The sequence below is a fragment of the Actinoplanes lobatus genome (genome assembly GCF_014205215.1).
GTDB lineage: Bacteria > Actinomycetota > Actinomycetes > Mycobacteriales > Micromonosporaceae > Actinoplanes > Actinoplanes lobatus.
In genome coordinates this window covers 2,979,593-2,994,405 of record NZ_JACHNC010000001.1, presented here as the reverse complement: position 1 = coordinate 2,994,405, position 14,813 = coordinate 2,979,593, and the positions used below count along the sequence as shown (strand labels likewise).

At 70.4% G+C, this 14,813-nt stretch carries 13 protein-coding genes; 6 read left to right on the top strand and 7 right to left on the bottom strand.

Translation table 11 applies throughout. From position 1 onward, the window contains the following. The first annotated feature begins 87 nt into the window (after positions 1-87). Positions 88-669, top strand: coding sequence for a DUF4262 domain-containing protein (locus tag BJ964_RS13875; RefSeq protein ID WP_188121048.1), 582 nt, complete (start codon positions 88-90; stop codon positions 667-669). Between the two features lie 51 nt (positions 670-720). On the opposite strand, the gene BJ964_RS13870 is transcribed toward BJ964_RS13875, so the two are convergent. Next, complete coding sequence (locus BJ964_RS13870) at positions 721-1,506, bottom strand: WecB/TagA/CpsF family glycosyltransferase (RefSeq protein ID WP_188121047.1); 786 nt, start codon at positions 1,504-1,506, stop codon at positions 721-723. 62 nt (positions 1,507-1,568) lie between these two features. Between BJ964_RS13870 and BJ964_RS13865 the strand changes: the two genes are divergently transcribed. The 4 genes from BJ964_RS13865 (at position 1,569) to galT (ending at position 5,344) form a co-directional block, all read left to right on the top strand. Then, a complete protein-coding gene (locus BJ964_RS13865; protein ID WP_188121046.1) occupies positions 1,569-2,501 on the top strand; it encodes a sulfotransferase in 933 nt (310 codons plus the stop codon). After that, positions 2,501-3,415, top strand: coding sequence for a glycosyltransferase family 2 protein (locus BJ964_RS13860; RefSeq protein WP_188126937.1), 915 nt, complete (start codon positions 2,501-2,503; stop codon positions 3,413-3,415). The genes BJ964_RS13865 and BJ964_RS13860 overlap by 1 nt, the downstream gene beginning before the upstream one ends. Positions 3,416-3,485: 70 nt before the next feature. Then, complete coding sequence (locus BJ964_RS13855; RefSeq protein ID WP_188121045.1) at positions 3,486-4,262, top strand: DeoR/GlpR family DNA-binding transcription regulator; 777 nt, start codon at positions 3,486-3,488, stop codon at positions 4,260-4,262. Then, a complete protein-coding gene (gene galT / locus BJ964_RS13850) occupies positions 4,259-5,344 on the top strand; it encodes a galactose-1-phosphate uridylyltransferase (protein WP_188121044.1) in 1,086 nt (361 codons plus the stop codon). Before BJ964_RS13855 ends, galT begins: the two co-directional genes overlap by 4 nt. Before the next feature lie 154 nt (positions 5,345-5,498). Here galT and adhE read toward each other — a convergent pair whose 3' ends face one another. The 5 genes from adhE to purN form a co-directional block, all read right to left on the bottom strand. Further along, a complete protein-coding gene (gene adhE / locus BJ964_RS13845; protein ID WP_229806633.1) occupies positions 5,499-8,072 on the bottom strand; it encodes a bifunctional acetaldehyde-CoA/alcohol dehydrogenase in 2,574 nt (857 codons plus the stop codon). A 161-nt stretch (positions 8,073-8,233) separates the two neighbouring features. Continuing rightward, entirely contained in the window at positions 8,234-9,451 is a 1,218-nt protein-coding gene (locus tag BJ964_RS13840; protein WP_188121043.1) for an NADP-dependent isocitrate dehydrogenase, read from the bottom strand. Between the two features lie 232 nt (positions 9,452-9,683). Beyond that, positions 9,684-10,634, bottom strand: coding sequence for a malate dehydrogenase (gene mdh / locus BJ964_RS13835; RefSeq protein WP_188121042.1), 951 nt, complete (start codon positions 10,632-10,634; stop codon positions 9,684-9,686). Between the two features lie 122 nt (positions 10,635-10,756). After that, positions 10,757-12,316 (bottom strand): bifunctional phosphoribosylaminoimidazolecarboxamide formyltransferase/IMP cyclohydrolase, encoded by a 1,560-nt coding sequence (purH, locus tag BJ964_RS13830; RefSeq protein WP_188121041.1) that lies wholly within the window; start codon positions 12,314-12,316, stop codon positions 10,757-10,759. Next, a complete protein-coding gene (purN, locus tag BJ964_RS13825) occupies positions 12,313-12,930 on the bottom strand; it encodes a phosphoribosylglycinamide formyltransferase (protein ID WP_188121040.1) in 618 nt (205 codons plus the stop codon). Before purN ends, purH begins: the two co-directional genes overlap by 4 nt. Positions 12,931-13,071: 141 nt before the next feature. Between purN and BJ964_RS13820 the strand changes: the two genes are divergently transcribed. Next, positions 13,072-13,395, top strand: coding sequence for a DUF4190 domain-containing protein (locus BJ964_RS13820; RefSeq protein ID WP_188121039.1), 324 nt, complete (start codon positions 13,072-13,074; stop codon positions 13,393-13,395). 1 nt (position 13,396) lies between these two features. Here the strand turns inward: BJ964_RS13820 and BJ964_RS13815 are convergent, their stop codons facing one another. Then, positions 13,397-14,806 carry a cell division protein PerM gene (locus tag BJ964_RS13815; protein WP_188121038.1) on the bottom strand — a complete coding sequence of 470 codons (1,410 nt, stop codon included), beginning with the start codon at positions 14,804-14,806 and terminating at the stop codon, positions 13,397-13,399. Positions 14,807-14,813: the final 7 nt, after the last annotated feature.

Sequence of the window (14,813 nt, the reverse complement as noted above, 5' to 3'; positions counted from 1 at the left end):
CGTACGGTTTGCCAGCCCGAAAAAGTGTCGTACGTGTGTTCCATAGTGAGCTCAGCCAGTTCGGGCCGAGCCACGGGGGTGTCACCGATGTCGTACCTCGACGACTTCTTCGAGGAGCAGAGCGAGATCATCGAGCGGTTCGGGTGGGCCGTCGTGCACGTCCTGCCGGGTGACGAGGATCCGGCCGAGACGGTCCCCTTCGCATACACGGTGGGCCTCACCGGCTACGGCCTTCCCGAGCTGACCATCGCCGGAGTGCCCCCGGAGGTCGGCCACCAGCTTCTCAACGAGGTGGCCGGGCGGGTCCGCGACGAGGGTCTCCAGCTGCGCCACGGTCACCGCATCCGCGGTCTGATCACCGGCCAGGAGGTGCGGGTGGTGGGCGGCGAGATCCGGGCCGAGCTGTTCCCCGGCGCCGCCCTGATGCGCTACGGCGACGACCGGGTGCGGTTGCTACAGCTCGCCTGGCCCGACCCGGGCGACCGTTTCCCCTGGCAGAGCGGCTACGACGCGGTGGGCTTCCCACAGCCGACGCTGGGCGTGCCCCTCACCCGGGCCGGCCGCCGTTGCGCCGCCTTCCGCGGCGTCCCGGGCAGCACCCGCCGCCGGCGAGCGCCCCGCTCCCGGCGGGACTCCCCAGGCGGCGAGGGCGGCAACGTCCACCCCTGACGATCAGCGCCGGCCGGCCCAGCGCGGGGCCAGGCCGATCTCCCCTGACGATCAGCGCCGGCCGGCCCAGCGCGGGGCCCAGGCCAGGAGGCGGAGGGCGTAGGGGGCGTCGCGCCGGAGATAACGGCCGGCCAGGCGGCGCGGTTCGGCGCCGAGGCGGTGGACCCACTCCAGGCCGCTGCGCTGCATCCAGAGCGGGGCGCGCCCGACGTCGCCGGCGACGAAGTTGACCGCGGCGCCGCAGCCGACGAACCAGGTTCGGGGCAGGTCACCGCGGAGGCGCTCGATGACGTCCTCCTGCTTGGGGAAGCCGAGGCCGACGAAGACCAGATCCGGTTCGGCGCGGATCACCTTCGCGCAGAAGTCGGCGTAGGCGCTCTCGTCGAGCTCGAAGCCGTAGTCGGGGCTGATCGTGCCGGCGATCCGCAGACCGGGGCAGGCGGCGGTGAGCGCGGCGGCCGCCCGGGCCGCGCCTCCTCCGGAGGGGGCCGGGGTTCCGCCGACCACGAAGATGGACCGGTTGTCGCGGCCGAGCCCTTCGGAGAGGGACCAGATCAGGCTGCTGCCGGCCACCCGCTCGGGGAGTGGGGCGCCACCGAGGCGGCTCGCCCAGATCAGTGGCATGCCGTCGGCGACGATGAGGTCGGCGTCGTCGAGGTGGCGGCGGACGGCCGGGTCGGCGGCGGCGCGGCGAAGGATGTCGATGTTCGGGGTGACGATGCGGCCACCGCGACCGTGGGCGAGCGCGTCCCGGACAACGGCCACGACCTCGTCCTCGGTAATGCGGTCGATACCGGTGCCATCTAGGTGTACACGGTCGAAAGCCTCGATAGTCACCTAACGCCTCCTTCTGCCTGTTTCACTCGTTACCTGAGCGAAACGAGCGAAGGCGAGCCAAAGTGGCACAAGTGCTTTTTCTGGGCGGATTCGGACGTAGCGGAACCACACTTGTCGAACGCCTGCTCGGCGAACTACCCGGGATGTGCGCTCTCGGCGAGGTCGTTCACCTCTGGCAACGCGACATCCGGGACGACGAGCGGTGCGGCTGCGGCGCCCGGTTCTCCGGCTGCGCGTTCTGGCGGCGCGTCGGCGACCTGGCCTTCAACGGCTGGGCGAACGTCGACGTCGACCGGATCCACAGGCTCCGCGACGCGGTCGAGCGGACCCGGCACATCCCGCGCCTCGCCTCGGCCACCGCCGCCACCGACGAGGTCCGCGAGTACGCCTCCTACTACGCCCGGGTCTACGCCGCGGCGGCCGAGGTGTCCGGGGCCCGGATGGTGATCGACTCCTCCAAGCACTCGGCACTGGCCCACGTGCTGCGCTGGGCGGACGACCTGGACCTGCGGGTGGTGCACGTGGTGCGGGACGCGCGCGGGGTGGCGTACTCCTGGACCAAGACGGTGAGCCGGCCGGAGACCGACGGCGCCGACCAGATGACCCGCTACTCCCCGGGCCGCTCGGCGGTGCTGTGGAACGCGCACAACGCCGCGTTCGGCCTGCTGGCCCGCCGGGGTGTGCCGGTGTACCGGATCCGCTACGAGGAGTTCCTCGCCGACCCGCGGGCCGGCCTGATCCGCCTGGCCGACTTCGCGGGCCTCCCCCTGCACCCCGAGCACCTGGACTTCCTCCGGACGGAGCACGCCGATCTGCGGGTCGGGCACAGCGCGGCGGGCAATCCGATGCGCTTCACCGTCGGCCGGCTGGCGCTGCGCCGCGACGACGCCTGGGTCCGCGCCCTGCCCAGCGCCCAGCGCCGCCTGGTGGGCGCGGTCTGCGGGCCGCTGCTGCGGGCGTACGGCTACCCGCTGAACATCGCTTCGGAGGCATGATGAACTGGCCGTCGGTCGGGGTCGTGATCCCCACCCGGAACCGCCCCGAGCTGGTCCGCCGCGCGATCGCCGCGGTTCGCGAGCAGCGCTACCCGGGCGACCTCAAGGTCGTGGTGGTGTACGACCAGACCGAGCCGGACTACCTGCTGGCGTCCACCGACGGCGTACCGGTGCTGGTCCTGACGAACTGGCGGACCGCCGGCCTGGCCGGCGCCCGCAACACCGGGCTGATGGCGCTGGACACCGAGCTGATGGCGTTCTGCGACGACGACGACCAGTGGCTGCCGGACAAGCTGCGCCGTCAGGTGGCGGCGCTGCTCGCGGAGCCGTCGGCCGAGTTCGCCACGTGTGCGATCGAGGTCGAGTACGAGGGCCGCCGCAACCCGCGACTGGCCGGCCGGAGCCGGGTGACCGTGCAGGACCTGGCCCGGTCCCGGATGGCGATGCTGCACTCGTCGTCGTTCCTGCTCCGCCGGGAGGCGCTGGACGAGGACGCGATCGGGCTGGTCGCCGAGGACGCGCCGGGCAGCCAGAACGAGGATTGGGACCTTTTGCTAAGGGCGGCCCGCCGGAGTCCGATCGTTCATTTGGACGAGCCGTTGGTCCGGGTGCTCTGGGGGCGGACCTCGCAGTACGCGTACGAGTACGCCACCAAGATCTCGTCGCTGCGCTGGATGATGCGGCGGCACCCGGAGATCAGCGGCTGCGGTCCGGGGGCGGCCCGGGTGTACGGACAGCTGGCCTGCTGGTCGGCGGCGTCCGGTAACCGGGGCGCGGCCTGGCGCTACAGCAAGGAGGCGGTTCGCGCGAACTGGCGCGAACCGCGGACCGCTATCGCGCTGGCCGCCATGACCGGAGCGGTGAAGGTGGAGAACGTGCTGTCGGCCCTGCACAAACGCGGCCGGGGTATCTGAACTCACCCTTTCGAACCGACCCGATCACGGGGTACTGTTCGAGTGTGTTCGAATTAGTGCGGTCCAACTGATGTTGGCTCAGCAGAGACAGGCCGCGATCCTCGACCGGGTCCGCGCCACCGGCGGCGTCCGGGTCACCGAGCTCGCCGCCGAGTACGGCGTCTCCGACATGACGATCCGTCGTGACCTGGAGGCCCTCGCCGACCGCGGTTTGCTGGCGAAGGTACATGGTGGAGCGACTACCGTCAGTCCCGGTTCGGCGCACGAGCCGGGCTTCGCCGCCAAGTCGGTGCGCCAGCGCGGGGAGAAGACGGCGATCGCCATGCGGGCGGCCGCCATGGTCTCCCCCGGCGACGCCATCGCCCTGTCCGCCGGCACCACCACGGCGGAGCTCGCCCAGCGCCTCGTCGACGTGCCGAGCCTGACCGTGGTGACCAACTCGATCCCGGTCGCCGACGTGTTCTACCGCGCCGGCCGCCCGGATCAGACGGTCGTGCTCACCGGCGGCACCCGGACCCCGTCTGACGCGCTGGTCGGCCCGGTGGCGGTGGCCGCCATCGGCACCCTGCACCTGGACATGCTGTTCCTCGGTGTGCACGGGATGAGCGAGCGCGCCGGATACACCACCCCCAACCTCATGGAAGCCGACGTCAACCGGGCCCTGGTCGAGGCCGCCGAGCGCCTGGTGGTGCTCGCCGACCACACCAAGTGGGGCACCGTCGGCATCTCCTCGATCGTGCCGTTGGCCCGCGCCAACGTGTTGATCACCGACGACGGCCTGGAAGCCGGCGCCCGTGACCTCCTCACGGAAACAGTCCCTGAACTCGTGGTGGTGAATCCCCAATGACTCCGACCCGATCGGCCGTCCAGCTCTCCGACGGCCGTGAGCTGATCTACTTCGACGAGGACCCCGGCAGCGGCCGGTCCGGGTACCCGGACACCCGTCAGCTGCCGCCGCCCCCGCCGGCCTCTCAGCTGCGCTACGACCCGCTGACCGATGAGTGGATCGCGATCGCCGCGCACCGCAACACCCGGACCTTCCTGCCGCCGTCGGACGCCTGCCCGCTGTGCCCGACCACCGAGCGGTTCGCCAGCGAGATCCCGGCGCCCAGCTACGACGTGGTGGTCTTCGAGAACCAGTTCCCGTCGTTCTCCGACCGGATCGTGCCGGACGAGCTGACCCAGGTGACCGACATGGTCCCGGTCCGGCCGGGCCACGGCCGGTGCGAGGTGGTCTGCTTCACCAGCGACCACGACAGCGCCTTCGGCTCACTTCCGCCCGCGCGCGTCCGTACCGTGATCGATGCTCTCGCCGACCGGACGGCCGAGCTGTCCGCGCTGCCCGAGGTGGCACAGGTGTTCCCGTTCGAGAACCGGGGCGTCGAGATCGGCGTGACCCTGCACCACCCGCACGGCCAGATCTACGCCTACCCGACGGTGACCCCGAAGACCGCGGCCTACCTGCGGGCCGCGAAACGGCACTTCGAGAAGACCGGGCGCAATCTGTACGCCGACGTCCTCGCCGCCGAGCAGGAGGCGAAGGTGCGCGTGGTGGCGTCCAACGAACACTGGACGGCGTACGTGCCGGCCGCCGCCCGCTGGCCGTTCGAGGTGCACCTGGCGCCGCACCGGCAGGTCCCCGATCTGCCGGCGCTGACCGATGCGGAACGGGACGCGTTCGGCCCGCTCTACCTGGACCTGCTGCGCCGCTTCGACGGGCTGTTCGGCAAGCCGATGCCGTACATCTCGGCCTGGCACCAGGCGGTCACCGGCGAGGGCCGCGAGCTGGGCTATCTGCACCTGGAGCTGTTCAGCATCCGGCGGGCCGCGGACAAGCTGAAGTTCCTGGCCGGGTCGGAGTCGGCGATGGGCGCGTTCGTCAACGACATCGTCCCGGAGGCCGCGGCACAGCGGCTGCGCGACATCTGACAGACGCCGAACCTTTTTCAACCTGGCATCGGGCGGAAGTTCACGGCCGTAGGCCGGCGTCGGGCGCTTTCGCCCCCGCCACGTTGAAAAAGATTCGGTGGGGAGGCCCGGGACAAGGCCTCCCCACCGGTCAACGAGCCACGCGGGCTACCGGTTACTGCCCGTAGTAGGCCTCCTTCATGATCCGCTCGAGGTCGGCCAGCATCGGCATCCGCGGGTTGGCCGGCGCGCACTGGTCCAGGTAGGCGTTCATGGCCTGCTGCGGCAGCGCGTCCAGGAACTCCTTCTCGTCCACGCCCGCGCCCTGGAAGGACGACGGGATGCCGACGGCCGCGCGCAGCCTCTCGACGGCCTGGGCGTAGGACTCGACGCCCTGCTCCGGGGTGTCGGCGGGCAGGCCCAGGTGCCGGGCGATGTCCTGGAAGCGCTCGGGGGCGATGTACCGCTCGTACTTCGGCCAGCTGTTCAGCTTCGACGGCACGGTGCCGTTGTGCCGGATCACGTGCGGCAGCAGGATCGCGTTGGTCCGGCCGTGCGCCACGTGGAAGGTGGCGCCCAGGGTGTGCGCCATGGCGTGCACGATGCCGAGGAACGCGTTGCCGAACGACATGCCGGCGATCGTCCCGGCATTGTGCATCTTCTCCCGCGCGACCGGGTCCTCGGGGCCGGCGGAGACTGCCCGCTCCAGGTTGCCGAAGATCAGCTTGATGGCGTGCAGGGCGAGGCCGTCGGTGAAGTCGCTGGCGTAGACCGAGACGTACGCCTCGGTGGCGTGGGTCAGCGCGTCGAAGCCGCTGTCCGCGGTGACCACCGGCGGCAGGTCCTTGGTCAGGTGCGGGTCGATGATCGCCACGCTCGGGGTGAGCGCGTAGTCGGCCAGCGGGTACTTCTGCCCGGTCGCGGTGTCGGTGATCACCGCGAACGGGGTGACCTCGGCGCCGGTGCCGGAGGTGGTCGGCACGCAGACCAGCTTGGCCAGACTGCCCAGGGTCGGGAACTTGAAGGCCCGCTTACGGACGTCGAAGAACTTCTCCTTCATGTCCGCGAAGTCGACGTCCGGGTGCTCGTAGAGCAGCCACATCACCTTCGCGGCGTCCATCGGCGAGCCGCCGCCGAGCGCGATGATCGTGTCCGGCCGGAAGGAGCGCATCAGGGCCGCGCCGGTCTGCACCGTCTCGATGCTGGGCTCCGGCTCGACGCTGTCGATCACCTGGATGGTCACCGGCTCCGGGCGCCGGCGCAGCACGTTGCTGATCCGGTCGACGTACCCGAGCCTGGTCATGGTGTGGTCGGTGACGATGGTGACCCGGGAGACCTCGGGCATGTCCTGGAAGTACCGGATGGCGTGCGGCTCGAAGTACATCTTGGCCGGCACCTTGAACCACTGCATGTTGTTCGTCCTACGGCCGATGCGCTTGATGTTGAGCAGGTTGAGGGCGGACACGTTGTCGGAGACCGAGGTGTGCCCGTAGCTGCCGCAGCCCAGGGTGAGCGAGGGGCGGAAGCCGTTGTAGATGTCACCGATGCCGCCCTGCGAGGCGGGCGCGTTCCAGATGATCCGGACCGCCTTCATCCGCTTGCCGAACCGCTCCGACAGGCCGGCGTCCCTGGCGTGCACGACCGCGCTGTGCCCGAGCCCGTGGAACTCGACCATCTGCTCGGCGTACCGGATGCCCTGCTCCTCGCCTGAGGCCTTGAGCACGGCCAGCACCGGGCAGAGCTTCTCCCGGCTCAGCGGCTCGGCCGCACCGACCTCGCCGATCTCGGCGAGCAGCACCGAGGTGTCGGCCGGGATGGTGAATCCGGCCTGCTCGGCGATCCAGGCCGCGGACCGGCCCACCACGTCGGCGTTCAGTTTCCGCCCGTCCGGGAAGATGAAGTCCCGCAGCAGCCGCGTCTCGTCCTCGGTCGCCAGGTGGGCGTGCAGCCGCCGGAACTCCGCGAGCGCCTGCCCGGCGACCGAGTCGTCCAGGACGACGGCCTGCTCGGAGGCGCAGATCATGCCGTTGTCGAAGGTCTTCGACAGCACGATGTCGTGGACGGCGCGGACCACGTCGGCGGACGCGTGGACGTACGCCGGGACGTTGCCGGCGCCGACGCCGAGGGCCGGCTTGCCGGTCGAGTAGGCGGCCCGGACCATCGCGTTGCCGCCGGTGGCCAGGATCGTGGCGACGCCCGGGTGGTTCATCAGAGCCGAGGTGGCCTGGATGGAGGGCTGCTCGACCCACTGGACACAGTGCTCCGGGGCGCCGGCCGCGACCGCCGCGTCCCGGACCACCCGCGCCGCCTCGGCACTGCACCGCTGGGCGTTCGGGTGGAAGGCGAAGACGATCGGGTTGCGGGTCTTCAGCGCGAGCAGGGCCTTGAAGATGGTGGTGGAGGTGGGGTTGGTCACCGGCGTCACGGCGCAGACCACACCCACCGGGTCGGCGATCTCGGTGATGCCGTTGATGTCGTCGCGGTGGATGATGCCGACCGTACGCATGCCGGCCATGCTGTTCGTGACGTGCTCACAGGCGAAGATGTTCTTGACGGCCTTGTCCTCGAACACACCCCGCCCGGTCTCCTCGACCGCCGACCTGGCCAGCTCGCCATGCTTGTCCAGCGCGGCCACGGAGGCCTTGCCGACGATGTGGTCGACCTGCTCCTGGGTGAAGTCCGCGTAGTCGGCGAGAGCCTTCTCCGCGTGACGCACCAGCAGGTCGATCGTCGCCTCCAGCTCGCTCACGATCCTCTTCCCCTCGACTCGGGTCAGCGGGGATCCATCCCCGCCTCTTTCATCCTTGGCGCGGCGGGGATCGATGTACGCGGCGTGAAGGCCCGTTCTCAAAGGACGAAGGTCCCGCCGGCACGGTGGCCGGCGGGACCTTCGAGGTGTTACCGCTGAATTCAGGCGGCGAGCTTGCGCGCCAGGTTCTCGTCCAGAGCGTTCATGAACTCGTCGGTGGACAGCCACGGGGCGTCGCGGCCGATCAGCAGCGCGAGGTCCTTGGTCATCTGACCACCCTCGACGGTCTCGATGCAGACCCGCTCGAGCTTCTCGGCGAACTCGGTCACCTCGGGGGTGCCGTCCAGCTTGCCACGGTGCTTGAGGCCGCCGGTCCAGGCGAAGATCGAGGCGATCGGGTTGGTCGAGGTCTTCTCGCCCTTCTGCCACTGCCGGTAGTGCCGGGTGACGGTGCCGTGGGCGGCCTCGGCCTCGACGGTCTGGCCGTCCGGGGTCATCAGCACGCTGGTCATCAGACCGAGCGAGCCGAAGCCCTGGGCCACCGTGTCGGACTGCACGTCGCCGTCGTAGTTCTTGCAGGCCCAGACGTAGCCACCCTCCCACTTCAGGGCGGCGGCGACCATGTCGTCGATCAGCCGGTGCTCGTAGGTGAGACCGGCCTCCTTGAACTGGTCCGCGAACTCGGTCTCGAAGATCTCCGCGAACAGGTCCTTGAAACGCCCGTCGTAGGCCTTCAGGATCGTGTTCTTGGTGGAGAGGTAGACCGGGTAGTTACGGGCCAGGCCGTACCGGAACGAGGCCCGCGCGAAGTCGCGGATCGACTCGTCGAAGTTGTACATCGCCATGCCCACGCCACCGGCCGGGAAGTCCGCGACGTGGAACTCCAGCGGCTCGGAGCCGTCCTCCGGCGTGAAGGTGACGGTGAACTTGCCGGCCTTCGGCGCGACGAAGTCGGTCGCCTTGTACTGGTCGCCGTGGGCGTGACGGCCGATGATGATCGGCTTGGTCCAGCTCGGTACCAGCCGGGGTACGTTCTTCATGATGATCGGCTCGCGGAAGACGACGCCGCCGAGGATGTTGCGGATCGTGCCGTTCGGCGACCGCCACATCTTCTTGAGGCCGAACTCGTCGACCCGCGCCTCGTCCGGCGTGATGGTGGCGCACTTGACGCCCACGCCGTGCCGCTTGATGGCGTTGGCCGAGTCGATCGTCACCTGGTCGTCGGTCTCGTCCCGGTACTGGATCGACAGGTCGTAGTACTCGAGGTTCACATCGAGGTACGGCAGGATCAGCTGCTCACGAATCTGCTTCCAGATGATCCGGGTCATCTCGTCGCCGTCGATCTCAACGACCGGGTTCTTGACCTTGATTTTCGCCATCGGCCGGCGCTCCTCTCCCGAAACACACGCTTAGCAGTACGAGCGTACTGCCCGCTCCCCGTAGATCGCCGGGCGGCCCCGTTCCGGCGGTCCCCTCTACCATCCCAGGCCGGGACGAATCGGTACGCCGATCCGCGCCACCGCCGCTCACCGAGCAGATCGGTGATGGTGCTCACCGGCGTGGAAACGACGAAGGCCGGGGCGCACCGCCCCGGCCAACGTCAGCGAAATCCTAGAGGTGCGCGACGTCCGCCTGCTTGGCGCGGACCGCCTCGGCGGCCTCCTTCAGGCCGGCCAGCTCGCTCTCGGTGAGCTTGTCCTCGACGACCTTCTTGATGCCCTGCGCGCCCAGCTCGGCCTCGACGCCCAGGTAGACGCCGGAGATGCCGTACTCACCGTCGACCCAGGCACAGACCGGCATGACCACGCCGGAGTCCTCGGCGACGGCCTTGGCCATGCGGGCCGCGGCGGCCGACGGGGCGTAGTACGCCGAGCCCGTCTTCAGCAGCGCGACCACCTCGGCGCCACCGTTACGGGTACGGACGACCAGCTCCTCGATCTTGTCGGCCGGCAGCAGGTCGGACAGCGGCTTGCCGTCGACGGTGCAGCGCGACGGAACCGGCACCATGGTGTCGCCGTGCGAGCCCAGGGTCAGCGCCTTGACGCTGGACACCGGAACGTTCAGCTCCTCGGCGATGAAGTTGGTGAACCGGGCGGTGTCGAGCACACCGGCCTGGCCGAAGACCTGGTTCCGGGGGAACTCGGTGGCGAGCTGGGCCAGCGCGGTCATCTCGTCGACCGGGTTGGACACCACGATGACGACCGCGTTCGGCGCGTACTTCTTGATGTTCTCGGCGACCTGCCGAACGATCTTCGCGTTGACCTCGAGCAGGTCCATCCGGCTCATGCCCGGCTTACGCGGCAGACCAGCGGTCACGACCACCACGTCGGAGCCCGCGATGGCCTCGTAGCCCTCGCCGCTCGGGCCGGTGCTGACGCCGACGACCTTGGTCTCGAAGCCCTCGATCGACCGGGACTGGTTGATGTCGAGCGCGATACCCGCCGGCTTTCCGTCGATGATGTCGGTGAGAACCACCGTCTCGAAGATGTCGTACTCGGCGAGACGCTGCGCGGTCGTGGACCCGTAGAAACCGGCGCCTACGACGGTTACCTTCTTGCCCATAGCTCTGCTCTCCCAGTGTCCGGGCGAATTTTCGCGACCGTATCAGCCGGTTAACGGACGATTACCAGCCGGTCGGCTGAACGGGAGATAAGCCACCTCAGCCGACCCTGCCAGCAATGTGATCAGTGGTAGAAGTGCCGCGTCCCGGTCAGGTAGACAGTCAGGCCGGCCTTCTCGGCGGCCTCGATCACCAGGTTGTCACGGATCGAGCCACCGGGCTGGACCACCGCCTTGATTCCCGCCTCGATCAGCACCTCGAGACCGTCCGGGAACGGGAAGAACGCGTCGGACGCCGCCACGCTGCCCTTGGCCCGCTCGGCGCCGGCCCGGTTCGCCGCGAGGTGAGCCGAGTCGACCCGGTTGACCTGGCCCATCCCGACGCCGACGGTAGCGCCGTCCTTGGCCAGCAGGATGGCGTTGCTCTTCACACCGCGCACCGCCCGCCAGGCGAACACCAGGTCGGCGAGATCCGCACCGGTGAGCGCCGGCCCGGTCGCCAGCGTCCAGTTCGCCGGGTCGTCGCCGGACGCGTCGATCCGGTCCGCGGTCTGCACCAGCACACCGCCGCTGACCTGCTTGATCTCGGCGGCCGCCGGCTTCCACGCGGGAGCGGCGAGCACTCGCAGCTTCTTCTTCGCCCGGAAGACCTCCAGCGCCTCGGGGGCGTAGGAGGGCGCCACGATCGCCTCGGTGAGGATGCCGTCGAGCTGCTTGGCCAGCTCCACGGTCACCTCCTGGTTGACCGCGATCACGCCACCGTAGGCGGACAGCGGGTCGCAGGCGTGCGCCTTACGGTGCGCCTCGGCCACGTCCGCGCCGATCGCGATGCCGCACGGATTGGCGTGCTTGATGATCGCGACACACGGCTCGGTGAAGTCGTTGGCGCTGCGCCAGGCGGCATCCGCGTCGACGTAATTGTTGAACGACATCTCGCCGCCGTGCAGCAGCTCGGCCTGGGCCAGCCCGGCGGGCGCCTCCGGGTCGAGGTAGAGCGCGGCCCGCTGGTGCGGGTTCTCCCCGTAGCGCAGCGTGTTCTCCCGCTTCAGCGCGAGCCCGGTGAACTCCGGCCACTCCGACGGCGCCAGCTGACCGGCACACCAGTTGGCGACGGCCACGTCGTACTCCGCGATGTCCGCGAAGGCGCGAGCCGCGAGCAGCTTGCGCTGCGTCAGCGTGAAGCCGCCGTTCTTCACCGCCTCCAACACCAGGGGGTACGCGGAAACGGCCGTGACGACCGCGACGGAGGCGTGGTTCTTGGCCGCGGCCCGGACCATGGCCGGCCCACCGATGTCGATCTTCGCGATGCACTCCTCCTCGCCCGCACCCGAGGCGACCGTCTCGGTGAACGGGTAGAGGTTGCTGATCAGCAGGTCGAACGGCTCGATGCCGTGCTCGGCCAGCTCGCTCACGTGGCTCTCCAGCCGCATGTCGGCGAGCAGCCCACCGTGGACACGCGGGTGCAGCGTCTTGACCCGGTCGCTGAGGATCTCCGGGAAGCCGGTCAGCTGCTCGACCCGGGTGACCGGCACACCGGCCGCCTCCACGGTCGACGCGGTCGAACCGGTCGAGACGATCTCTACCCCGGCGGCGTGCAGCGCCTGCGCCAGCTCGACGATGCCGTCCTTGTACCAGACGCTCAGCAGCGCCCGCTTGATCGGACGACGACCCTCAATGGAGGTCACGGGATCCGTACCTTTCTGTCCTGGATGGTCCAGCCCTCGCGGACCAGGCGGCCGACGAAGTCGACCAGTTGGGCCCGCTCGGCCACCTTGATGCGCTCGGTGAGGGTGTCCTCCGTGTCGTCGTCGAGCACGGGGACCACGGTCTGGGCGATGATCGGCCCGGTGTCGACACCGGCGTCCACGAAGAAGAGCGTCGCGCCGGCCACCTTCACCCCGTACGCCAGCGCGTCCCGCGGACCGTGGATGCCGGGGAAGGCCGGCAGCAGCGCGTTGTGGGTGTTGATGTACCGGTCGCCGAACGCGTCCAGGAACTGTTTGCCGACGAGCTTCAGGAAGCCGGCCGAGATCACCAGATCCGGGCGGTGGTCGGCGACGTGCCCGGTCAGCGCGGCATCCCAGTCGTCCCGGCTCGCGTAGGCCTTCACCGAGTCCACGAAGGTGGGAATTCCGGCGGCCTCGGCGTGGTCCAGACCGGCGATCCCGTCCCGGTCGGCGCCGACCGCGACGACGGTGGCGCCGTACGCCGGGTCGGCTGTCGCTTCGAGGAGAGCCTGCAGGTTGCTGCCCGATCCGGAGATGAGGACGACCAGGCGGGCGGGCGCGGGGTCAGTCACCTGTGCACCCTATCGTCGCGCGGAGCCGTCCCCGACAACGGGGCGTTTCCTGGGCGGGATCGGTCACTCCTGCGTTAAGCTGCGGCGACTTGGGCATCCGTACCGATCATTGGTCGCACGCCGGATCCGGAGGACCGAAGCATGAGCACTCCCCCGCCCTATTACGGACCGGGCGGCATGCCGCCGTCCGCTGCCGACAACAACCAGGGTCTGATCGCCATGATCCTGGGCATCGTCTCGATCCCCACGGTCTGTTGCTTCTACCTCGGGGTGCCGCTCGCCCTCGCGGCGATCGTCCTGGGCGTCCTCGGCAAACAGAAGGCCGATCAGGGCCGGGCCACCAACCGCGGGCAGGCCATCGCGGGCATCGCCTGCGGTGCCGCCGCACTGGCCCTGACCGTGGTGTTTTTGATCCTGGGACTGGTCCTGAAGGACTTCAACCCGCAGGACTTCGAGAACTTCTAGGTCAGGAACGGCGGAAGAACGCCCTGGTGGCGATGGCCCCGAGGGTGACCGAGACGGCCACCACGAGGGCCGCGACGACGCCGGTCTGGACCGGGTCCGGCCCGATCCGGGACAGCCGCCCGGAGCCGACCGCGCCGCCGGAGAGCCAGGCCAGCACGCCCAGGGCGACCCCGGCGACCGGGCCGGCGAACAGGCCCGACATCACCAGCAGCGACCAGCGTGGCTCGACGACGGCGGCGGAGCCCTTGCCGGCCCGCCGGGCGGCCCGCCACGCACTGTCCCGGCCGAACCGCAGCCGCTGGGTGAGCGCCCAGCCGGCCACCGTCCCGGCGATCACCGGGCAGGCCAGCAGCAGGGTGCCGATCGCCCCGACCGGGCCTTCCGGGAGCCCGGCGACCAGCGGCAGCATCGGTGGCGGCCCGACCGCCACCTCGGTGAGCCGGACGATGGTGCCGGTGCCCAGCGCGAAGCCGGGGCCGAGCAGGTAGGCGGCCGCCCAGATCGAGACGTTCACCGCGTACCCGATGCTGATCAGGGTGATGCCGGCCTGGCCGGCCACGCCGGTCTGGTAGCCGGCGATGATGTCCGCCGCCTGGGCTCCGCCGAGCGCGACCGCGAGCCCGCCGGCGACCGCTCCGGCGGCGAGGATCAGGAACGCCGCGACCACACCGGACCGCAGACCGTGCCGGATCGCGGGTGGAGCCCGGCGGGCCAGGACCGAGATCGCGTCGGTGCCGCGCAGCGCCCCGACCAGCGATCCGAGGACGCCGAGGGCGAGGAAACGCGACGCGGCCCCACCGATGGAGACCTCCGTGCCGCGACCGTCGACCAGGATCGCGGCAAGGGCTCCGACCAAGGCGTACGCGCAGCCGACCGCCACCGCGACGAGGATCGCCCGGGGACTCGAACCGGTTCGCCTGGCCCCGATCGCCCGGGTCACGTGCAGCCCGGCCCGGTTGAGCCGCCAGAGCACGAAGCCGGTGAGCGCCAGCGGGGCGAGCGCGAGCGGCCCGATCGAGGTCCCGATCGGCACGCCGTGCCCGAGCATCCACCCGGCCAGCCCGGCGTGCGCGGCGCCGGCCAGCCCGCCGGAGCCCTCCAGGGTGCGGGCCAGACCGATCACGGCGGCCACCGGCAGGTAGGTCAACAGGGCCGCCCACAGCGTGGCGAAGAGGGCCGCCACCGGCAGCGGGGCACGCCGCCCGGGGGTGGGCCGGCGCTGGGTGGGCACCCGGACCGTCTCCCGGCGCCCGAGCATCTCCTCGTCGAGCACCACGGTGTCGCGCCGGCCGTCATCGATCGCCTCGGTGGTCCGCTCGACCGCGGCGGTGTCCCGCACCACGGACTGGAGCGCCTCGGCGACCGCGAACGGGTCCTCCGAGCCGCCGGGCCGGTCGGGTGTGCTGGACATCGCGCCT

Excerpts from the sequence above, each read along its gene's own strand:
- BJ964_RS13875 (WP_188121048.1), top strand. The coding sequence starts at position 88 with ATGTCGTACCTCGACGACTTCTTCGAGGAGCAGAGCGAGATCATCGAG.
- BJ964_RS13860 (WP_188126937.1), top strand. The coding sequence starts at position 2,501 with ATGAACTGGCCGTCGGTCGGGGTCGTGATCCCCACCCGGAACCGCCCC.
- BJ964_RS13855 (WP_188121045.1), top strand. The coding sequence starts at position 3,486 with ATGTTGGCTCAGCAGAGACAGGCCGCGATCCTCGACCGGGTCCGCGCC.
- galT (WP_188121044.1), top strand. The coding sequence starts at position 4,259 with ATGACTCCGACCCGATCGGCCGTCCAGCTCTCCGACGGCCGTGAGCTG.
- BJ964_RS13840 (WP_188121043.1), bottom strand. The coding sequence starts at position 9,451 with ATGGCGAAAATCAAGGTCAAGAACCCGGTCGTTGAGATCGACGGCGAC.
- mdh (WP_188121042.1), bottom strand. The coding sequence starts at position 10,634 with ATGGGCAAGAAGGTAACCGTCGTAGGCGCCGGTTTCTACGGGTCCACG.
- BJ964_RS13820 (WP_188121039.1), top strand. The coding sequence starts at position 13,072 with ATGAGCACTCCCCCGCCCTATTACGGACCGGGCGGCATGCCGCCGTCC.
- BJ964_RS13815 (WP_188121038.1), bottom strand. The coding sequence starts at position 14,806 with ATGTCCAGCACACCCGACCGGCCCGGCGGCTCGGAGGACCCGTTCGCG.